The organism is Nocardiopsis prasina DSM 43845 (assembly GCF_000341265.1).
Lineage (GTDB): Bacteria > Actinomycetota > Actinomycetes > Streptosporangiales > Streptosporangiaceae > Nocardiopsis > Nocardiopsis prasina.
Genome location: NZ_ANAE01000107.1, coordinates 55,139 through 78,213, shown reverse-complemented (window position 1 = coordinate 78,213; position 23,075 = coordinate 55,139). Strand labels below are relative to the sequence as shown.

Below are 23,075 nucleotides of genomic sequence, written 5' to 3'. Positions count from 1 at the left end.
ATCGTCGACCTCGACCCGGTGGGGATCGGGATCCAGTGATGGTAAACCGTAGGAAAGTGAGCGCGACGGCTCGCTGAGGAGGAGGAATTCATGTCCGGAAACGGAGCCGGTCGGCGCTCGATCAGCGTGCGCCGTCTCCTCGGTGCGTGCATCGCGGCGGCAATGCTGTGGGGTCTGTTCTGGCTGTTGTTCCTGTCCGGCCTGACTGATCCCCTGTTGGAGATTGCACGCCCCGGATTCGACCGCCTGATCGCCATGATCAACGAGCCGCTGGGAATCGACTGGGGCGGCTATCTCGTGGCCATCGCCGCAGTGGTCATCCCTCACCTGGTTCTGCTTCTCTTCATCTTCGACGGGAACTCGTAGGAGCGTGTATGCGACAAGGACGCGCTGGAGGAAATCCCTCCAGCGCGTCCTCGTCGGTCTTCCGCTCTTTGCCGGGTTCCTCGCCGTTCCCTCCCGTGGGGGCGATCAGCCCATTTCCGGGCCGTCTGACGGGGCCGGTCCCAGGGCGGGCAGCCTCGACTGGGCGCCCATGTACGTACCCGTGTTCCCCTGGTTCACCGCGACGCGCTGCCGTGCGGCCAGGGTCCTCGCGCGGCTCGGGCCGGTCATCGTGTCGTCACTGCCGGACGCGAGGTCCCGCAGGTCCTCCGGTCCGGACTGCGCCTGCTCGACGGCGGAAGAGGGACCCGGAGGCTTCGGGACGGCCTGGCTGACGGAGGACGCCGGGCCCTGGTCACCGACGGCGTCCTGGTCCTCGTCGACGATCTCGGCATCGACGATCTCCGCTTCGACGGTGACGACGTCCTCCGGGTCCGGCTGCGCGCCCGGACCGGGCTCCGCCCAGGTCCGGGGTCCTCGTGGATTCTCGCGTGCTTGGTTCACCCTGTCGTCGAGGTCACGCAGGCGCCTCTCCCACTGGGGGTCCACGTGCTGGAGGGTTTCCACGAGTGCCTGCCTGTGCAACTTGCCCTGCTCATCGATACTGAGTCCGTCGTCGCTCATGGACGCGAACATCGACTGCGAGCGTTTGAGCCGGGCGCGTTCCGCGGGATCCCTGCCCTCCTTTGCCAGGTCCGGGTGCTCGCGGGTGAAGGACCCCACGTAGTACTGCTTCACGACCTCGTCGAACTCGGCCAGTCCGTGCGCGTTGCTGAGGTCCTCGTGCATGGTCCGGGCGGCAGCCGCGCGGTGTTCGGCGGCGTTCATCGGCTCGCGCACCGTGAAGGCTTCATCGGTGGTCATCTCACCCCCCGAGGGGCCGCTGGTCCCCGGATCGCCGCCATGCGCGAATCCGGAGAAGACGGAGGCCTTCGAGGGATCGCGCTCGATCATCTGGCCCACTACGGCGCGCATGTTGCCCCGTATCGCCTCACGGCTCAACCCGTCGGCTTCCGCGGAGCGGTACAGGCCGTCCAGGGCGCTTCGGTAGTTCTGCCTGATCAGATCCTGGTCCGCGCCGGGCCTGCGCATCTCGTCGTAGGCGTTCTGGGCGATCCCCACGTGTGCCAGAGCCGCGCTCTCCTCGGTGTACGGCTCGCGGTCACTCTGCTCGTTCGACCGGGGGCCCTGACCGCTGTCGTTCGAGGCTTCCCGGGGCTGCTCGTTCCGGCCCCAGGGCGGGCTCCCGTTCGCGCCGAGCGGTCCGTCCGGGGTGAAGGGAGCTGGAGCGGTCTGCGCCCGTCCACCGCGTCCGACGCCCAGGGCATCGGCCACCCGTGCTGCCTGTTCGCCCACGTGGGAGCGGAACCTGGGCGACAGCATCCACATCGCCGCAGCCACGCCGACGGTGGCGATCACCCTCTTCGGGGTGACCTTGTTCCGGAGGGGCCTCAGGCACAGGTCCACCATCGTCGAGACGTGGCGTTGATGCAGGTTGTTGAGCATCATGTGCTGGTCCTGGGGGGTCTGACCCGGTGCGGTGATGCGCGAGGCCCGCACGTCCTCGACGAACCGTTCCTGCTCTCTCTGCCTCCTCTGCCTGAGTTCGGTGAGCGGGTCCTTCTCGGGGGGCTTTCGCTGACGTTTTCTCCTCGGCGTCCTGTCAACGGAGGGTTCGGCCGGCTCGGCGTCCCTCTTGTCGCTGCGCTGATCGGGTGCGCTCGGGGCTTCGTGTGTGTCGATGCCCAGTGTTTTCGACTTCACCCTGACCACGTCCGCCACGGCTACTCCTTTTCTGGTCCATCAACTCTGCGCTGCGGAGCTGAACCATTTGATTGGACGCTCATGTTCGGGGTGCGGGGCCGACGATTTCCGTCGGCGAATCCGGGCGAGCGCCCGTGTCGGTACGGCTCCACCGGGATCACGGGGTGAAGAAGGGCGCCCTTTCGCTCATTTCTGCATCGTCGATTGGACGTCTGCTCATGCGCGATCGGTTCCTCGTCTGTCAGCAATTTCGGCAAATGCCATATTATGCTGGATTCGGCGCGGGTGTTCAATGCTGGCGGCATGCGGGCAGGTCAGGGGCGCACCGAAACTCGGGGCCGGCGGAGGCGACCCCCTGACGAGACCCGCGGGGGATTCGGGTCGTGGACACGGAACAGGACCGGCAGGGTCGGCGGTCCTGTTCGGGGCCGACCCCCGCCGGTCCTGGATACGGGGGGTGGGAGGCGGGCGACGGCCGTGGCCGCCTCTCCGCTACTTCTCGGGCTGGGGGTCCAGGTAGTGCTCGCGGCACAGGAACGCGTGGCGCGAGAAGTCCGTGAAGACGCCGTCCACTCCCGCGTCGAAAAAGGCCTCGTACTCGGCGGCGAAGCCGCCGTAGTCCTTGGGGTCGCCGTCCGAGCGCAGGTCGGTGGGCAGGAAGTGGTTCTCGCTGCGGAACGTGAAGGGGTGCACGACCAGGCCGGCCTCGTGGGCGTCCTTCACCAGGTCGGTGGGCTCCCCCAGGGAACCGTCCTCGTTGGTGGGGATCACCAGGCTCTTGTGCGGGCCGATGGCGTGCGCGAAGGTCGCCACCTCGGCCAGGCCGTCCGGGGTGGTGTGGTGCAGCCAGTGCTCCTCGGTGCCCATCAGGTAGACGAGGGGCAGCCCGGTCTCGGCGAGCTTGCGCAGGCTCTCGGCCTCGAAGGACTGGAGGAACACCGGGACCGCGGGTTCCTCGCCGACCAGGTCGGCCTCGCGCAGCGCGGCGATCAGCGGAGGTTCGAGGTCCAGCCCCTGCTCCACGTGGTGGGCGGGGTGCTTGGTCTCCGGGTAGATCCCGATCGGGCGGCCCAGCTCCTTGGTCAGGGACAGGGCCAGCTCGATGACCTCCTGGAGGGTCGGGATCCCGTAGGTCCCGTCCATCACCGCGTTGTCCGGGCGGACCTCGGCCATACGCTCGCGGGCCCGGAGCGTCCTGATCTCGGCGAGGGTGAAGTCCTGCGCGTAGAACCCCTCGGCGGTGCGGCCGTCGATGGTCCGCTTGGTGCGCCGGTCCGCGAACTCCGGGCGGTCGGCCACGTCGGTGGTCTCGCCGATCTCCTGCTCGTGGCGGCAGATCAGGTGACCGTCCTTGGTGGCGACCAGGTCCATCTCGATGAAGTCGCCGCCGTGCCGGGCGCCCAGTTCGTAGGAGGCCAGCGTGTGCTCGGGTCGGTGACCGGAGGCCCCCCGGTGGGAGATGATCTTGATGGGGAGTTCAGTCTTCTTGTTCCTGCGCACAGTGGGACCGTCCTGGGAAACGATGAGCGGAAGTAGGAGAAGGAGGCCGACCCACGCGCGGCGGGTCGGCCTCCATTCTCCAGTGTCCGTGGACCGATTCAGGACGGTCCCCGGGTGATCCCCGTCAGGACAGCTGGCTCACGATGTGGTCGACGCACTCGGTGAGCGCGTTGACGTCGCTGGGCTCCACGGCCGGGAACATCGCCACGCGCAGCTGGTTGCGGCCCAGCTTGCGGTAGGGCTCGGTGTCCACCACGCCGTTGGCGCGCAGCACCTGCGCGATCCGGGCGGCGTCGACCTCCTCGGAGAAGTCGATGGTGCCGACCACCTGGGAGCGCTGCGCCGGGTCGACGACGAACGGCGACGCGACGGGGGAGTGGTCAGCCCAGTTGTAGAGGATCGAGCTGGACTCGTGCGTGCGGGCCACGGCCCACTTGAGACCGCCCTGGCCGTTGATCCACTCCAGCTGCTCGGCGAGGAGCAGCAGTGTGGCCACGGCCGGGGTGTTGTACGTCTGGTCCTTCGCGGAGTTGGCGACCGCCGTGGGCAGCGAGAAGAACTCGGGAACGTAGCGGCCGCTCGCGGCGATCTCCTCCACGCGGGCCAGGGCCCTGGGCGACATGACCGCGATCCACAGGCCGCCGTCGGCGGCGAAGCTCTTCTGCGGCGCGAAGTAGTAGACATCGGTCTCGGAGATGTCGACGTGCAGGCCGCCCGCACCGCTGGTGGCGTCGACCAGGACGAGCGCGTCCTCGTCGGCCCCGGCGACCCGGCGGATCGGCGCTGCCACTCCGGTGGAGGTCTCGTTCTGGGTGAGGGCGTACACGTCCACACCGGCCTCGGCGACGGCCTCGCCATGGGTGCCGGGGTCCGTGGTGATGACCGTCGGGTCGTCCAGCCAGGGGGCGCCCTTGGCGACCTTCGCGAACTTGCTGGAGAACTCGCCGAACGCCAGGTGCTGCGACTTGGAGCGCAGCAGGCCGTGGGCGGCGATGTCCCAGAAGGCGGTGGTCCCGCCGTTGCCCAGAACCACTTCGTAGCCCTCGGGCAGGGACAGGAGCTCACTCACACCGGAGCGGACCCGGCCGACCAGGGACTTGACCGGCTTCTGCCGGTGGGAGGTCCCCAGGTAGCGGGAGCCGGAGGCGGCGAGGGCGTCGAGCTGGGCGGCGCGGACTTTGGAGGGGCCGCTCCCGAATCGGCCGTCGGCGGGCAGCAGGTTCGCGGGAATCTGAATCTCGGTCACGCCGACCAGCGTAGTGGTGGAGAACGTGGCGGCGCCGGTCAGGTCGGCAATTGGTGCAAGTGAAACCGCGTGACCCGCGCAACGAATCATCACAGGTCGGTGGTTCTGGCCGGTATGGGCCAGTCCCAATTCGGGGAAAAGGGATGTCGGCCGGCCTTCTCCTGCTGTCTAATGGGGCAGCTGCCGGGGGCCGACCCTTACAACAAGACCGTGGAGGGATGCTTCGAGTGTCCGATCAGACACCCGACACCCAGGACGACCAGCCGAGCAGACCCGCCTTCGTCCGGGTCTTCGAGAACCTGCGCCGACGCCCCTCGCGCTCCGAACACTTCACCGTCCGTAACCTGGAACACACGGTGGCGCGACGTCGACCCGCTCGGAGGGGCAAGCGGCAGCGCGGTGACATCGCCGAACCCCCTCCCGTCCTGGACCTGGTGACCGATCGCCGCGAGGACCGCCCCGCCGTGCTGCGCGCCCTGGTGAGGGCGAGCGCGCTCGGCCCCGTGTGGCTGCTCCCGGAAGGCATCCCCGAGAAGGAGCGCCAGGAGGCCGGGGAGGTCCCGGCCCGGAAGACCGGGGAGGCCCACCGACCACCGGCGCGGCGCACCACCGGTTGGAGCCGCCGCTGGCCGTGGCCCGGGGACACCGACGCTCCGCCCCCTGGTGCCGAACCCGTCCGGGAACCGCGCGAGGGCACGTCCTCCGGGGACGCCGACGGCGACGTCACCACCCAGGAGCTGTACGAACTCCTGGAACGCCTGGTGGACGGCGGGTTCGCGTGGAGGGACGATCAGCCCGCGGCGCCCCGCGGACGAAAGCCGCCACCTCCGCCGCGCTTCTCCCAGGTCCGCTCCCTGCTGTGGCTCCGGCGCTGCAACTTCCAGGTCATCAGGGGCAAGTTCTCCGAGGGCACGGGCGTCTCCGAGCACGGCACCCTGCTCAACACCAGCAGCACCCAGGTCGAGGTGATCAGGGCCCTGCGGGAGACGCGACTCGACAGCGCGCTCAAGCGCAGGGACGAGCTCCTGGAACGCGCGGAGCGCGCCGCCGAGGATCCGGGCGCCGTGACGGCCCCCAGCCGCTGGGAGCTGCTGCGCAGCAGGTGCACGGTCTACTGGCGCGGGCTCGCCCGCGGCGCGGCCGGGTTCTCCCGGTTCGTCAACGCGGCCTCCAGGGTGATCACCTTCGGCGCCGCGGACGAGAAGATCCTCACCCCGCTGTCGTTCGTGTTCTCGCTGGTACTCGCGGCGACCCCCTTCGGTGTCGCCTACCTCGGTCTGCTCGCGCAGCAGGCCGACGAACTCGTCTCCCTGCTGGTCGGCACGCTCCTGGTCACCGTCTACATGCTGACGGTGTTCTTCTTCCTGCTCCCGTGGCGCCCCTACCTGTGGCTGAACCGGCACCGCTACGTCATGGACCTGGACGGGCGCGGTCCCGAGCAGGGCGCCTCCCCGGGCGGCCGGGGCCGTCACCGCGCGCACGGCGTGCACCTGCTCAACCAGCTCAACAACCTCGCCATGGACCGGGCCCGGATCAACGGGCCGATCCGCCCGCCCGGCACTCACCAGATCGCGGTCAACGCGCTCCTGGACGACCTCCACCGGGAGTACGGCGCGGGCAGCTACCGCCTCCGGCGCGGCAGCGGCGCCCGGCCGGTGCTCGTCTACGACCAGCGACGCCTGGACCGGGTCGGCCGGTACTTCGTGTGGCTGATCGAGCAGGAGCGCCTGCGCCGGGCCTTCCCGGACCCCCTGCTGCTCGTCCAGGTGCGCGACGCCGGGCTCGGTCCTCTGGTGGAGGGCACCGTCGACTCCACACGCAACGAGGCGATGCCCGAGTTCATCGAGGGCGGGGAGGAGAACGAGGAGGAGGAAGAGAAGAGGGCGCTCGAACCGGTGCGGTCGTGGACCCGGCGCCGCTACCTGGCCGGTGTGCTCGGTGTGGAACGCGTCATCACGAGACACATCGCGCCGCTGCCCGAGGGCGGTGGTGAGCTCACGCGGCGCGGCACCCCCGAGTGGGTCCTCAGCGGACCCGTCCTCGCCGGGCTGTGGACCGGCGGGGTCGCGGGTGCCACCGCTGTCCTGGTGCTGTTCGGAATGGTGTTCCTGCCCTCGCTGGCGCAGGCCAGCAACCCGTGTGTCCAGGACGGGGTCTGGCAGCCGAAGGGCATCACGCGGAAGGGCGACCAGTGCGTCGGCGTCACCGACGGCGCGTTCGTCTTCAACGAGCGGCTGACCGAGGTCACCGAACTGGTCCATGAGCAGAACAAGGAGGTGGAGGCCAGCGGCCAGCCCTACGTCACCATCGCCCACCTCGCGGAGTTCGACGTGGTCGACCCCGACGACCCCTCGCTCTCCGGCAGCCAGGGCGAACTCCTCGGCCTGGCGTACCAGCAGGGCCAGCACAACCGGATCAAGGACTCCAGGTACCCCAGGATCAAGCTGCTCATCGCCAACGCGGGCCGGAACTGGGAGCACTCACTGGTGGCCGCGAAGGAGATCGTGGACCGCGCCGAGGACGAGCGGCTCGGGATGGACCGCCCCATCGCCGCGGTCGGCTTCGGCCACAGCGTCGTGCCCAACAGCAACGCCATCAAGGAGGTCGGGGACGCCTCGATCACCATGGTGGGCACCACCGCCACCTTCGACGACGTCGCCCAGTCCGGCGCGCGCGAGCACAGCGAGTTCTACTTCCCGGTCTCCCCGGCCAACACCAGGATCGCCGAGCAGTCGGCGCACTGGGCCCGGTACGGGGTGTCCTGGCGTGACGCCGACGGCGCGGAGCGCGGGCTGAGGCCGCACCAGACCGCCGTGGCCATCGCCAGCGGGGAGACGGACGCCGAGGGCGGGCCGCACGAACAGTACGGGCCGCACCTGGCGCGAGAGTTCATCGCCGCCTTCAAGGACCGCGGCGGCCGGGTGTGGGAAGGCGCCGAGGGGCTGGAGCGGGACGAGTACGACGGCCAGGGCGTGCTGCTCTACCAGAACGGTGAGTCGGAGACCGACACCACCTACGAGCAGCAGCTCGAGCGCCTGTGCACCGACGAGGATCCGCCGGACCTGCTCTACTACGCGGGCCGCTCCGACGACTTCACCGAGTTCTACCGCCGGTTCACCCGGACCGGCGGTGAGGACTGCGTGGACGGACGCATGACCATCCTGGGCGGGGACGACGTCTCCAAGTTCGTCTCGGACGAGGAGGAGCTCATCGGCAACAACGCCGCCTACCACTCGGTGTTCTACACGCCCCTGGCGCCCAGCGGGCCCTGGGGCGGTCCGGGTGGTCGCCCCGGAGGCGGTGACCAGGGCTTCTACCGCGACATGGCGACGCTCCAGGAGGAGTTGTTCAGGGAGGACGGCCAGGAGGAGCGGTCGGCGCCCAAGACGGAGTTCCCCTCCATCGCGCACGCGGCCGTGGCCAGCGACGCCCTGCTGGTGGTCTCCGAGGCGCTGCCCACCACCGGGCTCACCCAGGAGCAGCTCGCGGAGAAGAGTCCACTGCGCTGGGTCGGCCTGGACCGGCCGCCCTTCCTCCGCACCCAGGAACAGTACGAGGAACAGCGGGACGACCTGCACAGCGGGATCAAGGGCATCCGGAACCTGACCGGGGTCTCCGGGTACATCGAGTTCGACGCCGGGAACGACGGGAACTGGTACGACGGTCGTATGGTGCAGCTGGTGCTGGTGGGCCCGGAGGTGGTCAACCCGGAGACCGGCCATGAGCAGCGCCAGCACGTCGTGCAGCGGTGCGGAATGCGCAACGCCAACACCATCGAACCAGGTGAGGAGTGCCTGCCCCTGGGCCCGGGGATCGGGGGACGACCGGCGTGAGAGTATGCGTCGTGTGGACCACCTGAACCCCGCGGAACTGCGGAAACCGTACCTGGGTGAACCCCTGCGCCGCCGCGACCTGGCAGAGCGGCCGATGGCCCAGTTCCACGTGTGGTTCGGCGAGGCCCACGAGTCCGGCCTCGCCGAACCCAACGCGATGGTGCTCTCGTCCGTGGAGCCCTCCGGGATGCCCAGGTCGCGGACGGTCCTGATGAAGGGCTACGACAGCACCGGCCTGCGCTTCTTCACCAACTACACCTCGCGCAAGGGCAGGGCCCTGGAGGCCGACCCCCGCGCGAGCGTGGTGTTCCCCTGGCACGCGATCCGGCGCCAGGTCCTGGTGGCCGGGCGCGTGGAGCCGCTCGGGGACGAGGAGAACGACCTCTACTTCGCCTCCCGCCCCCGGGGCTCGCAGCTGGGCGCCTGGGCGAGCGAGCGACAGTCGCAGCCGGTGGCCGACCGTCCCGAGCTGGACCGGCTGTTCCACGAGTTCGACGTGGTCTGGGGCGCGGACGAGGCGATCCCGCGGCCCTCCTACTGGGGCGGCTACCGGTTGATCCCCAGCGAGGTGGAGTTCTGGCAGGGCGGCGAGGACCGCATGCACGACCGGTTCCGCTACCTGTGGACCGGGCGGGCCTGGGAGATCGAACGCCTGGCTCCCTAGCGTCCCCGGGACCTCCGGGCACCGCGAGGCCGCGCCCCTGTTCGATCGGCCATCGGAGGGCTCGGACGGGCGCTCCCGTGGATCCTGGCCCCGAGGTGACGTTGGTCGCGTCGAACGCGGGTTCGGGCGGGAGCGGGGTGCGTGAGAGGGTTTGGCAAGGGTCTTCCGGATACTTCTTGTATCGACCGGATCACCTGCACGCCTGTGACCTTGGACCCTTGCGCGGTCGGGGCCACAGGGACCCATGGTGTCCGGATCGTGAGACAGTGTCGAAATCCACGCCCGTCGCGTCGCGATATGCTGGACGCATCGGTGGTCGCTCCCGCGGTCCTGCGGACGCCCCGGTCCCCACTTGGCCCCAGGGAATCACGTGGTCCCGGCCTGTGTTGTGAGAGACCTGCCGTGCCCGCACGTGACCGCGCGTCGGGCGCAGAGCCTTGGGAGGGGAGTCTTGACCGCACACGGGCTGATCGACACCACGGAGATGTACCTCCGTACGGTCTTCGAGCTCGAAGAGGAGGGCATCGTCCCGCTTCGGGCCCGGATCGCCGAGCGCCTGCACCAGAGCGGCCCCACGGTGAGCCAGACCGTCGCCCGCATGGAGCGCGACGGCCTGCTGAAGGTCGAGAACGACCGCCACCTGGTGATGACCGCCGAGGGCCGCAGACTGGCCACCCACGTCATGCGCAAGCACCGGCTCGCCGAGCGCCTGCTCGTCGACGTCATCGGGCTGCCGTGGGAGGACGTCCACATCGAGGCATGCCGCTGGGAGCACGTCATCTCCGAGGCCGTCGAGGAGCGTCTGGTGACGCTGCTCAACGCCCCCTCGGTGTGCCCGCACGGCAACCCGATCCCGGGGCTGGAGGAGCTGGGCCTGGAGGGATACTCCCCCGAGCCGTTCACCGACGACTCCATCGTGCCGATGATCGACGCCGCCTCCAAGACGGAGACCACCGTGACAGTGCGGCGCATCAGTGAACAACTCCAACCGGACGCGGACATCATGCTCACCTTGCGCGAATCCGGGGTACAACCGGGACAGGAAGTCGTGCTTCAGGCTTCCGACGACGGTGTGCGCGTCATCGGCGAGATCGAGAACACCGAGCTCCCGGCGGACGTCGCCGGGCACATCTTCGTCGCCAAGCCGTGAAGCGTTCGTCCACGTTGATTGGTTGCTCATCGGGATTGTCTCATTGCGCTGCGGGAACGTTGACTGTGTTGCTACGCTCGCCCCAAGGTGCGGTCGTTCGGGGTACCCGGAGCGGGCATGTGTGCAGCTCATGACGGCGAGGTGGCGGCTAGATGACACGGTGGGGTGAGCCCTTCCGGGAGAGCGACGCGCTCGCCACGGCCGAGGTCGTCGACCAGGCCCAGATCGCCATCGTCGTCATCGACCGGTTCAGCCTCCTTCGTTACTGGAACCCGTACGCCCGCGAGCTGTTCGGGTTCGTCGGCGGGCGCGACTACGTCGGCCTGTCGCTGCTCGACATCGGCATCCACGAGTCCGACCGCGAACACGCCTCGCAACTGGCGCGGCGTGTGCTGCGCGGCGAGCCGTGGGAGGGCACGTTCGCCGTGCTCAAGGGCGACTCCACGTGGATCCACGTGCGCGCCCAGGCGGTGCCCATGCGCGACGAGTCCGGCGAGATCGACGGGATCACGCTCATCGCCCGCGAGGCGCTGCGCAGCGGCCGGGTCGAGGAGCAGTACGGCCTGCTCGAACGCATCGGCAGCCGTCTGGCCAGCTCCCTGGAGTTCGACTCCACGGTCAGGGGCGTGGCCGGAATCCTGGTGCCGCAGTTCGCCGACCACTGCTTCATCGACCTCTACGACCGCGACCGCCTGGTCAGACAGGTCTCCGTGCACGCCGAGGGCTGGACGCCCCCGGCCAACTCGTGGTTCGACGTCGGGGACGAGGTCCGCTACCCCGAACGCCACTTCGTCACCCAGGCGATGCGTCGTCTGGAGACAGTGGTCACCAGCGACTACCTCTTCGAGAACTCACCCAGCGACCGTTCCGACCGGGTCTCCCGGCAGGTCGGGGTCACCTCCGCCATCGCCGCCCCGCTCCGGGCCCGAGGCGAGATTCTCGGCGTGCTCACCCTGGCCCTGTCCGGGCTCTCACCTCGGCAGAAGAGCAGCTACGGCGGCTTCGACCGCGACCTCGTCGGCGCCATCGCCTCCCGGGTCGCCCTGGCCATCGACAACGCCCGGCTCTTCGAGGAGCAGCGCAGCACCGCGGTGGCCTTCCAACGGAGCCTGCTGCCCACCGACTTCCCCGCCCTGGACGGTCTGACCGTCGCGCACCGCTACCTTCCGGCCGGCCCCCTCCAGGGCCACGGCCACGGCATACAGACCCAGGTCGGCGGCGACTTCTACGACGCGATCCCGCTCTCCGCCGGACGCGTCGGGCTCGTCATCGGCGACGTCGAGGGACGGGGGCCGCACGCGGCCGCCGTCATGGGCCAGCTGCGCGCCGCGCTGCGCGCCTTCGCGCAGGCCGACCGGGAGCCCGCCGACATCCTGCGCGAGCTCGACGAGTGGGTCCGACAGCTCGGCATCCCCGACAACGGGGGCGGCGTGTGGATTCCCAGCGTCAGCTGCCTGTACATGGTCTACGACGCCTGGTCCCGCGAGCTGTCCTACGCCAACGCCGGGCACGCTCCGCCGCTGCTCATCACCTCGGAGTCGGTCGAGACCCTCGACCTGGAGGTCACCGACCGCATGCTGGGCGTGCGCGCCAAGGGCGGCTCGGGCGAGGACATCGTCTACCACCAGGCCAACCTGCGCCTTCCCCTGGGCGCCACCCTGGTCATGTACACCGACGGGCTGGTGGACCGCCGGCCCGTGGGCGGCAAGGCCGACCCGGAGCGCGCGCTGGCCCGGATGACCGAGCGCGTCGCCGAGGTCGCCGACAAGGACGTCGACCAGATCGCCGAGGCCGCCGTGCACAGCGTGCCCGGCGTGCTGGACGACGACACCGCGCTGATGGTGGTGCGCACCCACTCCGAGGAGCTGGCGCTGCGGGAGGGCTGGTTCCCCTCGGAGGCCTCCACCGTGGGCGCCGCCCGGCACCTGGCGGCCGACACCTTCAAGGAGTGGGGGGTCGACCGCGACCAGGCCGAACTCGCCTGCCTGCTGGTCTCGGAGATCGTCACCAACGTGGTCATCCACGCCACCCCGCACCCGGTGCACCGCGAGTTCACCGGCAGTGGGGTCCTGGACTCGGAGACCCCGATCGACGCCGCCGGTGGTGGGGCCGACGAGTTCGACGAGGACTGGAGCGACCTCCTGGAAGCGGTCGCGGAGGAGGACGAGTCCGCCGAGGACCCCGCCGACAAGGAGTTCCTCCTCCGGTTGCGCCGTGGCGCCAACGCGGTGTGGGTGGAGGTCTTCGACCACGACCTGCGCCTGCCGCGCATCCGCAGCGCCGCCGCCGACGACGAGGGCGGACGCGGCCTCTACCTGGTGGAGCAGCTGGCCAGTCGCTGGGGATCGCGCCCCACCCCGGACGGCAAGGCGGTCTGGTTCGAGATGCCTATGCAGGCCGAGGTCCGAGAGGCCGAGAAGGACGACGACGAGTAGCCGGGCCGCTCTGGGAGCGCCCGGCCCACCGCGCGGCTGCCGACCGGTGCCCCGTCCCCAGGGGCCCGGTGGAGGACGCCTCGTGGCCGAGGCGGATCGGGGACGGATCGTGGGACGAGGCGACCGCGGCCCGACGGTCCGCAGGGCCGTCGCCCTCCCGGGGAGCGTGACGCAGAAGACCTGGTTGTCCACTGCTTTGGTCGCTAATGTGGGGAAATCATCGTCCCCCGCCTGAGCCTCCGGAGCACCCCATGCCCCTGCGACCCCGCACCCGTGGTCCCCTCACCGCCTCACCCTTCGTCCGGCTCGGGGCGGTCGCGGCCTCGGCCGTGCTGCTGGCCACCGCCTGCTCCCCGGAGGAGGCCCCGGGCCCGGTCGCCGAGGGCGACGCCGCCGCCTGCGAGCCCGGTGCCCTGCCCACGCTGACCGACGGCACCCTCACCGTCGGCACGGACAGCCCCGCCTACCCGCCGTGGTTCGTCGGAGACGACCCCGCCAACGGTGAGGGATTCGAGTCCGCGGTGGCGTACGCGGTGGCCGAGGAGCTGGGATACCCCGCCGAGCAGGTCGAGTGGACCGTGGTGACCTTCAACAACGCCATCGCCCCCGGTCCCAAGGACTACGACTTCGACGTCAACCAGTTCTCCATCACCGACGAGCGGCGGGCGGCCGTCGACTTCTCCTCGCCCTACTACGACGTCCGACAGGCCGTGGTGGCGCTCTCGGACGGCGAAGCGGCCGGGGCCGAGGGCCTGGACGACCTCCGGGAGCTGGTGATCGGCGCCCAGGTGGGCACCACCAGCTACGACGCGCTGATCGCGAGCATCGCCCCGGAGCAGGAGCCCCTCGTCTTCAACAACAACGACGACGCGAAGCAGGCCCTGGAGAACGGTCAGGTGGACGCGGTCGTCCTCGACCTCCCCACCGCCTTCTACGTCACCTCCGCCGAACTGGAGGACGCCGAGATCGTCGGGCAGCTGCCGAAGGCGGAGTCGGCGTCCGGGGACGAGTCGTTCGGGCTGGTCCTGGACCTCGACTCACCCCTGACGGACTGCGTCACCCGGGCCGTGGACAGCCTGCGGGAGGACGGCACGCTCGCCGAACTCGAACAGGAGTGGCTCGCCGACGCCGCCGACGCCCCCGAACTGTCGTGACCGGACCCAGGGAACCGCACGTCCCGAGCCTGCTGGAGACGGAGCGCGGCACGTTCCGCCGCCGCCAGGGCGTGCGCTCGGTCCTGGTCGGTGCGCTCTCCACGGCACTGCTCGGCGCGGTGCTGGTCACCGTGGTGGTTGGCTCGCCCGGATGGGAGCGGGTCCGGGAGACCTTCTTCGACCTCGGCGTGGCCCGCGAGGCCCTCCCGGCCGTCCTGACCGGGCTCTGGCTGAACCTGCGCGTCCTGGTGTTCTGCGCGCTCGGCGCGCTGGCTCTGGGCCTGCTCGTGGCGATCATGCGGACCCTGCGCGGGCCCGTGTTCTTCCCCCTGCGCGCCCTGGCCGCCTCGTACACGTACGGCTTCCGGGGCGCCCCGCTGATCATCGTGCTGTACCTGATGACCTTCGGCGTGCCCGGGCTCCGCCTGGAGGGAACGCCGAGCGTGCTCGTGCTCGGCGGGATCGCGCTGGTGGTCACCTACGGCGCCTACATCGCCGAGGTGTTCCGGGCGGGGATCGAGTCCGTCCACCCCAGCCAGATCGCCGCCGCCCGCTCGCTCGGGCTCACCTACACACAGGCCATGCGCTGGGTGGTGCTGCCGCAGGCGGTCCGCCGGGTGTCGCCGCCGCTGCTCAACGACATGGTGGCCCTCCAGAAGGACGTGGGCCTGATCTCCCTGGCCGGGCCGATCGACGCCATCCGCGCGGCGCAGATCGCCACCGCGCAGACCTACAACTTCACCCCCTACGTGGTGGCCGGGGTGCTGTTCGTGCTCATGGCGATCCCGTTGGTGGCGGTGACCGACTGGGTGACCGTACGGGCCGCCCGCAGACAGTCCTCGGAGGGCGCAAGGTGAGCGAGCTCGAACGGCTCTCCCGACTGGAGGGCGACGTCCCCGTGCTGCGGGCGCGCGGGGTCCGCAAGGAGTTCCGGGGCGACGTGGTACTGGACGGGCTCGACCTCGACGTGCCCGAACACGGTGTGGTGGTGCTCATCGGCGCCTCCGGTTCCGGCAAGTCCACGCTCCTGCGCTGCGCCAACCTGCTGGAGCCGATCAGCGACGGCTCCATCCACCTGGACGGCGAGCACGTCACCGACCCGAGGGTGGACCAAGACAGCGTGCGCCGCCGGATCGGGATGGTCTTCCAGGCGTTCAACCTGTTCCCGCACATGTCCGTGCTGGACAACGTCACACTGGCCCCGCGCCGCGTGCACCGCAGGCGGCGGGCGGAGGCCGAGGAACGGGGGCGTGCCCTCCTGGACCGGGTCGGCCTGCTGGACAAGGCGGATGAGTACCCGGACCGGCTGTCCGGCGGGCAGCAGCAGCGGGTCGCGATCGTGCGGGCCCTGGTCAACTCCCCGCGCCTGCTCCTGCTGGACGAGGTGACCAGCGCCCTGGACCCGGAACTGGTCGGTGAGGTGCTGGACCTCGTACGCGGGCTGCGTGAGGACGGGATGACCATGCTCCTGGCCACGCACGAGATGGGGTTCGCCCGCCAGGTGGCCGACACGGTGTGCTTCCTCGACGGCGGGCGCATCCTCGAACAGGGGCCGCCGGAGCGCGTCCTGGGAGATCCGACCGAGCCGCGCACCCGTCGGTTCCTCCAACGCATCATCGACGCCGGACGGCTGTGACCGCCCTCCGACGCCTTTTTCGCTGGTCGGGGACAGTGTCGCGGTAAACCTGTTCCCGGCCACGGAAAAAATGCGGAGAACCCGTCTTGTTTGTCTGTAGTCGACTGGTTACTTTATTCAGTGGTAAAGGGACTGGTCGGTTCGGAGAATGGCGGTGTGCGCATTGCGGGAAGACGGCGCGAAAGTGGCTCCGGGTTCCTCATGGGGTTTCATGGAACAAAGTCCCAAGAGGTTCCCGGGGCCGCTTCGCCTCCCGAAGAGGTCCGCTCTGCGCGGCGGAGTCTCGCTCGTGGGAGCCCTGGCCCTGGTGGTCGCGATGGCCACGCCGGCCTTCGCGGAACCGCCTCCCGCGCTCCCCGCCCATTCCTCCGAGGCCGAGGCCAAATGGCAGCCCGCCTTCGACTACGACACGGACGGTTGCTATTCCACCCCCGCCATCGGGCCGGACGGAACTGTCGCCGAGGGGCTCAACACCTCGGGTGCGCTGAACGGAAACTGCCGGGACCAGTCGGACCTGGACAACACCAATTCCTATTCCCGGTCCAGCTGTGACGGTAGCGGGTGGTGCGCGTACATGTACGCGCTCTACTTCGAGAAGGACCAGATCATGCACGGCTGCTGTGGGCACCGGCACGACCTGGAGCACGTCGTCGTCTGGGTGTTCGAGGACGAGGCCCGCTACGTGTCGGCCTCCGCGCACGGCGACTACGACACCCGCGCGGCGGAGGACCTCCTGTGGGAGGGCACGCACGCCAAGATCGTCTACCACAAGGACGGCGCCTCGACCCACGCCTTCCGGTTCGCCGCCGACCACGACGACCCGCCCGAGAACCACTACGGCGAGTGGCAGTACCCGGACCTGGTCGGCTGGGACGGCTACCCCGAGGGGATCCGGGAGATCTTCGTGACCGCCGACTACGGTGCGGCCCAGCTCGACCTCAAGGACGAGCGGTTCGCCGACTCCCTGGCCAAGGCCCTGCCCGACGGGATCGACTTCGACCCGTACGCCCCCTGACCCGACCACGAGAACCGGCCCGCCCCCGACCCGTCAGACCATCACGGCCGGGTCCGCCCGCACGGTCCTCACCCGCCTTTGGATCGTGCGCCGTGCCCGTCCCTCCTCCCGGACGCCGGAAGGCCCGCCGCCCCAGTCGAGGAGCTGGGATGGCGGGCCTTCGGTGTGCGTCGGGGCTCCGGTGTCGCGGCGCGGGCGCGCTCAGCGGTAGGAGTTGGCCCACAGGAGCAGGCAGACGAAGACGAAGAAGACCACGATGCCGCTGGTCGCCCAGGGAATGTGGATCTTCGGTCGGAGCTTGCGCACGGCGATGACCAACAGCACCGCCAGCAGGCCCATCACGATGAGGCCGTCCCACGATCCGCTCACGACCGGTCCCTTCGGGGTTCGGGGGGTCCTACAGGCCCAGGCCCCTGCCGACGATCTCCTTCATGATCTCGGTGGTGCCACCGTAGATCGTCTGGACGCGGGAGTCCTGCCAGGCCCGTGCCACGGGGTATTCCATCATGTACCCGTACCCGCCGTGAAGCTGGAGGCAACGGTCCATCACCCGGTTGCACATCTCGGTGGTCCACCACTTGGCCTTCGCCGCGTCCTCCACGGTGAGCTCACCCTTGTTGAGCAGCTCGACCCCGCGATCCACGTAGGTCCGGGCGATGTCGACCTCGGTCGCCAACTCGGCCAGGACGAAACGGGTGTTCTGGAACCGCCCGATCGGCCGTCCGAAGGCGGTCCGCTCCCGGCAGTACTCGATGGTGTGCTGGAGGACGTGGTCCGCCGAGGCCACGGCGCAGGTGGCGATGGACAGCCGCTCCTGCGGCAGGTTCTGGAGCAGGTGGATGAACCCCTGGCCCTCGGTGCCGATGAGGTTGGCGGCCGGCACGCGGACGTCGTCGAAGAACAGCTCCGCGGTGTCCTGCGCCTTCATGCCGACCTTGTCGAGGTTGCGGCCGCGCTCGAACCCGGTGGTGCCGCGTTCCACGGCGATCAGGGAGAAGCCCTGCGCCCCGGCGTCGGGGTCGGTCTGGCACACCACGATGACGAGGTCGGCGTTGACGCCGTTGGTGATGAAGGTCTTGCCGCCGTTGACGACGAACTCGTCGCCGTCGCGCACGGCGGAGGTCCGGATCCCCTGGAGGTCGCTGCCGGTGCCGGGCTCGGTCATGGCGATCGCGGTGATCAGCTCGCCGCTGGCGAAGCCGGGCAGCCAGCGCCGCTTCTGCTCGTCGGTGGTCAGGCCCACCATGTAGGGCGCCATGACGTCGTTCTGGAGGGTGATGCCCAGGCCGCTGGCGTGCGCCCGGCAGATCTCCTCGTTGACGATCTGGTTGTACCGGTAGTCGTCGAGGCCGGTGCCGCCGAACTCCTCGGGCACCCCGTGGCCGAGCAGGCCGACGGTTCCCGCTTTGACCCACACCTCCCGGGGCACGATCCCGTCCTTCTCCCACTGGGCGTGGAAGGGGACGACGTCCCGCTTGAGGAACTCGGCCACCGATTCGCGGAAGAGGTCGTGGTCGGCGTCGAAGAGTTCCCGCTTCATGCTCTGCTCCGAGGGTGTCGGGGATCACTGTGCTCCCACACGGTAACCGAACCGCGTTCGGTTTTGAAGTACGGGGGGCAAGCCGGAGCAAAGTTCCGGGTGGCCTGGGCGGTTCCCGGGAGTGGCGCGGTCCCCGGTTCCTAGGGTGGACCAGCAGCCGGGCCGTGGAGAGTCGGGCGGCCCGACCCCGGGAGGCGATTCGATGTCACACAGCCCCGCCGACCAGCGCGAGTCCCACGGAGGGCGGATCGCGCTGATCATGACCGCCCTCATGCTGGCCGTCCTGCTCTCGGCGCTGGACCAGACCATCGTCTCCACCGCGCTGCCGACGATCGTCTCCGACCTCGGCGGGCTCAACCACCTCTCCTGGGTGATCACCGCCTACCTGCTGGCCGTGACCGCCAGCACCCCGCTCTGGGGCAAGCTCGGCGACCAGTTCGGACGCAAGCGGCTGTTCCTGGGGTGCATCGCGATCTTCCTCCTGGGCTCCGTCCTGTGCGGTCTGGCCCAGGACATGCTCCAACTGGTGCTGGCCCGCGGACTCCAGGGCGTGGGCGGCGGCGGCCTCATGGTGCTGGCCTCGGCGATCATCGGCGACGTCGTCTCGCCGAGGGAGCGCGGCAAGTACCAGGGCCTCTTCGGCGCCGTCTTCGGGGTCTCCAGCGTGGCGGGGCCCCTGCTGGGCGGGCTCTTCGTGGACCACCTGTCCTGGCGGTGGGTGTTCTACGTGAACCTCCCGCTGGGGCTGATCGCCTTCCTCACGGTCCTGGCCGTGCTGCCGCGGCAGGATCCGGTGGGCCGCCGCGACATCGACTACGCGGGCATCGTGCTGCTGGCCGCCACCGCCGTCTGTCTCACGCTGGTGGCCTCCTGGGGCGGCGGGGTCTACGGCTGGCTGTCGTGGCAGATCCTCACCCTGGGCGCGGCGGGGCTGGTCCTCGGAGTGGGCTGGTGGCTCACCGCGCGCCGCGCCCCGGACCCGGTGATGCCGCTCAGTCTGTTCCACAACCCGACCATCGTGGTCGCCATGGCCATCGGCTTCTGCGTGGGCTTCGCGATGATGGGCTCGATGGCCTTCCTGCCGCTCTTCCTCCAGATCGTGCACGGGCTCTCCCCGACGGCGTCCGGGCTCCACCTGCTCCCGATGGTCATGGGGATGCTGATCACCTCGATCACCAGTGGCCGCCTGGTCACCCGGACCGGCCGTTACAAGGTGTTCCCCGTCGCGGGCATGGCCCTGACCGCGATCGGCCTCTTCCTGATGTCCGGCATGGGGCCCGACAGTTCCCTGTGGGAGATGGGTGTCTACTTCTTCGTCCTGGGCTCCGGACTGGGCCTGGTGATGCAGGTGGTGGTCCTGGTGGTGCAGAACGCCTCCTCCTACGACGACCTGGGAGTCTCGACCTCGTCCGCGACCTTCTTCCGTTCCATCGGCGGCTCCTTCGGCACGGCGGTGTTCGGGTCGGTCTTCGCCGGACAGCTCGCCTCGAACCTGGCCGCGCGGGCCGGGAGCCTCGACCTCCCCGCGGGGGTCGACGCGACCTCGCTGGAGAGTGACCCGAGCGCCATCGACCGCCTGCCGCCACAGGTCCAGGCGGGTTTCCTGGAGGTCTACGCCGACGCCATCGACACCGTGTTCCTGTGCGCCGTACCGGTCGCCCTCGTGGGACTGGTGCTCGCCCTCTTCCTGCGGCAGGACGTACTGCGCACCACCATCAGGACCCCGGACCTGGACGAGACGGTGTCCCCGGTGGTCACCCCCAGTCGCAGCGCCATGGAGCAGGTGGAGCGCGAGATCTACGAGGCCTGCGGGGCCGAGGGCGCCGAGACCATGTACCAGCGGCTGCGGGAGGCCTCCGGCCTGGAGGTGTCGACGGAGGCCTGCTGGGCGCTGAGCCACATCGGGGTCCAGGGGCCGCTCGGCGTGATCGACCTGGTCCGGTTGTCGGGCCTGAGCGCCGCCCGTTGGGAGGATGCCCACCAGGAGCTGCTGGAGGCGGGCTACCTGGCCGACGACAGCGACCCCTGGGAGCTGAACTGGCGCGGGGAGGACGCCGTGCGGCGGTTGTACGAGGCCCAGCGGACGGCGCTGCGCTCGTTGCTCTCCGACTTCGGTCCCGACGAGCACCCGGACGTGTTCGACGTCCTGGAGCGGGTCACGGGCAGCACGCTCGGCGACGGGGAGGGCGGGCGCTGGGGCGACCGCACGGACTGACCCCCGGCGACCAGTGCGGCCGTCCGGAAGGCGGGGCCGGGGACTTGCCAGGGAATTCAAACCGAATACAGTTCGGTTCTATAGGACGTCACATCCCACGCCCCTTGGAGGACCCAGTGGCTGAGGCCTACATTGTCGGTGCGGTGCGCACCCCCGTCGGCACGAAGAAGGGTGCCCTGGCCGCCGTGCACCCGGCGGACCTGGGCGCACACGTCCTCAAGGAGCTCGTCGAGCGCACCGGGGTCGATCCGGCCGCCGTCGAGGACGTCATCATGGGCGTTGTCAGCCAGGCCGGTCCGCAGGCCCTGGACCTGGCCCGCACCGCGTGGCTGTCCGCCGGCCTGCCCGAGTCGGTCCCCGCCGTCACCATCGACCGCCAGTGCGGCTCCTCGCAGCAGTCCATCCACTTCGCCGCCCAGGGCGTCATGTCCGGTACCCAGGACCTGGTCGTGGCGGCGGGTGTGGAGAACATGGGCATGGTCCCCATGGGAGCCAACGTCCAGTTCGCCCTCGACAACGACCTCCCGCTGTACGGCGAGGGGTGGGTCGAGCGGTACGGCTTCCAGGAGATCTCCCAGTTCCGGGGCGCCCAGCTCATGTGCGAGAAGTGGGGCTACAAGCGCGAACAGTTGGAGGAGTTCGCGCTGGAGAGCCACAAACGGGCCGCCGCCGCGCAGGAGGCCGGGCACTTCGACGCGCAGATCGCCCCCATCGCCGGGGTGGCCAGGGACGAGGGCGTGCGCCCGGACACCACCCTGGAGAAGATGGCCGGGCTCAAGCCGTTGCGTGAGGGCTGGGAGCTCACCGCCGCGGTCGCCAGCCAGATCTCGGTGGGCGCCGGCGCGCTGCTGATCGCCTCCGAGCGCGCCGTGGAGCGGCACGGCCTGACCCCGCTCGCCCGTGTCGTGCAGCTGTCGCTGGTGGGCGACGACCCGGTCTACATGCTCACGGCCCCGATCCCGGCGACCCGGATCGCGCTGGACAAGGCGGGTCTGGGCATCGACGACATCGACGTCACCGAGATCAACGAGGCCTTCGCCCCGGTCCCGATGTCGTGGACCGAGGAGCTCGGCGCCGACCCCGCCAGGGTCAACCCCAACGGCGGCGCCATCGCCCTGGGACACCCGCTCGGCGCAACGGGCGCGATCCTGATGACCAAGCTGGTCAACGAGCTCCACCGGACCGGGGGCCGTTACGGTCTCCAGACCATGTGCGAGGGCGGCGGCCAGGCCAACGTCACCATCGTCGAACGCGTCTGATCCCCCGACCTCGACGGGCCGCGCACCACGGGTGCGCGGCCGTCCGTCAGCGGACGGGGTGGGTGAGCCCCTCGCCGCCCACGCCGTTCTCCAGGCCGAGCCAGGCCGCCATCTCCTCCAGCTGGTCCACCAGCTCGGGCATGGTGTCGGCGGGTGCGTCCTCCTCCAGGGTGACCTGGCGGGCGAGCAGCGTGCCCGAGGCGCGGTCCGCCTTCAGGTCCACCCGGGCCACCAGGTCCTCGCCCAGCAGGAAGGGCAGCACGTAGTAGCCGTGCACCCGCTTGGCGGCGGGCACGTAGATCTCCAGGCGGTAGCGGAACCCGAACAGCTCCTCGGCGCGGTCGCGGGTCCACACCAGGGAGTCGAACGGGCTCAGCAGCGCTCGGGCGTCGACCCTGCGGGGAACGCGGGCATCCCGGTGCAGGTAGGCGGGGCGTTCCCAGCCGCGCACGGTGACCGGCAGCAGTTCGCCGGAGTCCACGAGGTCGGCCAGGGCGGCACGGGACTCGACGCCCTTGAGCCGGAAGTAGTCGCGCAGGTCGGGCTCGGTGGCGATCCCGTGGGCGCGGGCGGCGATGGCGACCAGCTCCCGGTGTGCCTCCTCCGGGGTGGGGTGCGGGAGGGCGTGCACCTCGGCGGGCAGGACGCGTTCGGGCAGGTCGTAGCGGCGCTCGAACTGGGTGTTGCGGCCGTTGGCGGTGAGGTCGCCGATCCAGAACAGGTACTCCAGGCACCGCTTGACCTCGGACCAGTTCCAGCCCCAGTGGTCCTTGGCGCGCGGCACGTCGTGGGCCAGGGCGGCCTCGACCTCGCGGGCGGTGGCCGGGCCGATCCGTGCCACCTCCTCGTGCACGGCCTTGACCAGCTCGGGTTTGTCCTCGCGGATGCCGTTCATCCACCCCACGTTCGGCTGGGCGCGGTTGTGCTCCATCCGGTACCGCATGAGGCGGTGCGTGGCGGGCGGCACCAGGCTCGCCTCGTGCGCCCAGCACTCGACCAGCCGGGCCGGGCTGTCGCCCACGCTCGTGGTGGTGGCCCGGTCCAGGAGGGCGGGGGAGTAGGCGCCCAGCCGCGCGAACACCGGCAGGTACTGGCTGCGGGCGAGCACGTTCACGCTGTCGATCTGGAGCAGGCCCACCCGGCGGACCACGCGAGCCAGGTGGGCGAGCGTGGGTGCGGAGCCGGGTCTGGGGTCGTGGAAGCCCTGGGCGGCCAGGGCGATCCGGCGGGCCTGCGGCAGTGAGAACTCCGCGTCGCGGCGCGGGTGCGGTGCAGCCATG

Annotated in this window: 17 protein-coding genes; 11 read left to right on the top strand and 6 right to left on the bottom strand. The window is 70.2% G+C overall.

The annotated features are described in order from the left end of the window. Nucleotides 1-90: 90 nt before the first annotated feature. A complete protein-coding gene (locus D452_RS0110055; protein WP_017544022.1) occupies nt 91-366 on the top strand; it encodes a hypothetical protein in 276 nt (91 codons plus the stop codon). A gap of 105 nt (nt 367-471) precedes the next feature. Here the strand turns inward: D452_RS0110055 and D452_RS0110050 are convergent, their stop codons facing one another. The 3 genes from D452_RS0110050 to serC form a co-directional block, all read right to left on the bottom strand. Next, the gene (locus tag D452_RS0110050) at nt 472-2,166 is read right to left on the bottom strand and encodes a hypothetical protein (RefSeq protein WP_017544021.1); all 1,695 of its coding nucleotides are present in this window, start codon (nt 2,164-2,166) and stop codon (nt 472-474) included. Between the two features lie 474 nt (nt 2,167-2,640). Beyond that, nucleotides 2,641-3,648 (bottom strand): glycerophosphodiester phosphodiesterase family protein, encoded by a 1,008-nt coding sequence (locus D452_RS0110045; RefSeq protein WP_017544020.1) that lies wholly within the window; start codon nt 3,646-3,648, stop codon nt 2,641-2,643. Between the two features lie 124 nt (nt 3,649-3,772). Next, the gene (gene serC / locus D452_RS0110040) at nt 3,773-4,894 is read right to left on the bottom strand and encodes a phosphoserine transaminase (RefSeq protein ID WP_017544019.1); all 1,122 of its coding nucleotides are present in this window, start codon (nt 4,892-4,894) and stop codon (nt 3,773-3,775) included. 227 nt (nt 4,895-5,121) lie between these two features. Here serC and D452_RS0110035 point away from each other — a divergent pair, with 227 nt between their 5' ends. From D452_RS0110035 to D452_RS0110000, 8 genes are all read left to right on the top strand, one after another. Then, the gene (locus D452_RS0110035) at nt 5,122-8,727 is read left to right on the top strand and encodes an ABC transporter substrate-binding protein (RefSeq protein ID WP_017544018.1); all 3,606 of its coding nucleotides are present in this window, start codon (nt 5,122-5,124) and stop codon (nt 8,725-8,727) included. 13 nt (nt 8,728-8,740) lie between these two features. Next, nucleotides 8,741-9,391, top strand: a complete 651-nt coding sequence (gene pdxH / locus D452_RS0110030) for a pyridoxamine 5'-phosphate oxidase (protein ID WP_026129155.1) — start codon at nt 8,741-8,743, stop codon at nt 9,389-9,391. A 451-nt stretch (nt 9,392-9,842) separates the two neighbouring features. Then, the gene (locus D452_RS0110025; RefSeq protein WP_017544016.1) at nt 9,843-10,541 is read left to right on the top strand and encodes a metal-dependent transcriptional regulator; all 699 of its coding nucleotides are present in this window, start codon (nt 9,843-9,845) and stop codon (nt 10,539-10,541) included. Between the two features lie 152 nt (nt 10,542-10,693). Beyond that, nucleotides 10,694-12,976 (top strand): SpoIIE family protein phosphatase, encoded by a 2,283-nt coding sequence (locus tag D452_RS0110020; protein WP_017544015.1) that lies wholly within the window; start codon nt 10,694-10,696, stop codon nt 12,974-12,976. A 251-nt stretch (nt 12,977-13,227) separates the two neighbouring features. Then, nucleotides 13,228-14,130 (top strand): ABC transporter substrate-binding protein, encoded by a 903-nt coding sequence (locus D452_RS0110015; protein ID WP_017544014.1) that lies wholly within the window; start codon nt 13,228-13,230, stop codon nt 14,128-14,130. Next, nucleotides 14,127-14,987, top strand: a complete 861-nt coding sequence (locus tag D452_RS0110010) for an amino acid ABC transporter permease (RefSeq protein WP_017544013.1) — start codon at nt 14,127-14,129, stop codon at nt 14,985-14,987. The genes D452_RS0110015 and D452_RS0110010 overlap by 4 nt, the downstream gene beginning before the upstream one ends. Beyond that, nucleotides 14,984-15,766: an amino acid ABC transporter ATP-binding protein gene (locus D452_RS0110005; RefSeq protein WP_017544012.1), complete on the top strand. Its 783-nt coding sequence runs from the start codon at nt 14,984-14,986 to the stop codon at nt 15,764-15,766. Before D452_RS0110010 ends, D452_RS0110005 begins: the two co-directional genes overlap by 4 nt. Nucleotides 15,767-16,055: 289 nt before the next feature. Continuing rightward, entirely contained in the window at nt 16,056-16,781 is a 726-nt protein-coding gene (locus D452_RS0110000) for an NPP1 family protein (RefSeq protein ID WP_017544011.1), read from the top strand. 201 nt (nt 16,782-16,982) lie between these two features. Here the strand turns inward: D452_RS0110000 and D452_RS30865 are convergent, their stop codons facing one another. Both D452_RS30865 and D452_RS0109990 read right to left on the bottom strand, forming a co-directional pair. Next, nucleotides 16,983-17,150 carry a hypothetical protein gene (locus tag D452_RS30865; RefSeq protein WP_017544010.1) on the bottom strand — a complete coding sequence of 56 codons (168 nt, stop codon included), beginning with the start codon at nt 17,148-17,150 and terminating at the stop codon, nt 16,983-16,985. A 28-nt stretch (nt 17,151-17,178) separates the two neighbouring features. Then, nucleotides 17,179-18,321 (bottom strand): acyl-CoA dehydrogenase family protein, encoded by a 1,143-nt coding sequence (locus tag D452_RS0109990; RefSeq protein ID WP_017544009.1) that lies wholly within the window; start codon nt 18,319-18,321, stop codon nt 17,179-17,181. A 202-nt stretch (nt 18,322-18,523) separates the two neighbouring features. Here D452_RS0109990 and D452_RS0109985 point away from each other — a divergent pair, with 202 nt between their 5' ends. Together D452_RS0109985 and D452_RS0109980 are read left to right on the top strand one after the other, a co-directional pair. After that, nucleotides 18,524-20,536: an MDR family MFS transporter gene (locus tag D452_RS0109985; protein ID WP_017544008.1), complete on the top strand. Its 2,013-nt coding sequence runs from the start codon at nt 18,524-18,526 to the stop codon at nt 20,534-20,536. A gap of 116 nt (nt 20,537-20,652) precedes the next feature. Further along, the gene (locus tag D452_RS0109980) at nt 20,653-21,795 is read left to right on the top strand and encodes an acetyl-CoA C-acetyltransferase (RefSeq protein ID WP_017544007.1); all 1,143 of its coding nucleotides are present in this window, start codon (nt 20,653-20,655) and stop codon (nt 21,793-21,795) included. 46 nt (nt 21,796-21,841) lie between these two features. Here D452_RS0109980 and D452_RS0109975 read toward each other — a convergent pair whose 3' ends face one another. Beyond that, the gene (locus tag D452_RS0109975) at nt 21,842-23,074 is read right to left on the bottom strand and encodes a winged helix-turn-helix domain-containing protein (RefSeq protein ID WP_017544006.1); all 1,233 of its coding nucleotides are present in this window, start codon (nt 23,072-23,074) and stop codon (nt 21,842-21,844) included. Between the last annotated feature and the right edge of the window lies 1 nt (nt 23,075).

Excerpts from the sequence above, each read along its gene's own strand:
- D452_RS0110055 (WP_017544022.1), top strand. The coding sequence starts at position 91 with ATGTCCGGAAACGGAGCCGGTCGGCGCTCGATCAGCGTGCGCCGTCTC.
- D452_RS0110020 (WP_017544015.1), top strand. The coding sequence starts at position 10,694 with ATGACACGGTGGGGTGAGCCCTTCCGGGAGAGCGACGCGCTCGCCACG.
- D452_RS0110015 (WP_017544014.1), top strand. The coding sequence starts at position 13,228 with ATGCCCCTGCGACCCCGCACCCGTGGTCCCCTCACCGCCTCACCCTTC.
- D452_RS0109990 (WP_017544009.1), bottom strand. The coding sequence starts at position 18,321 with ATGAAGCGGGAACTCTTCGACGCCGACCACGACCTCTTCCGCGAATCG.
- D452_RS0109985 (WP_017544008.1), top strand. The coding sequence starts at position 18,524 with ATGTCACACAGCCCCGCCGACCAGCGCGAGTCCCACGGAGGGCGGATC.
- D452_RS0109975 (WP_017544006.1), bottom strand. The coding sequence starts at position 23,074 with ATGGCTGCACCGCACCCGCGCCGCGACGCGGAGTTCTCACTGCCGCAG.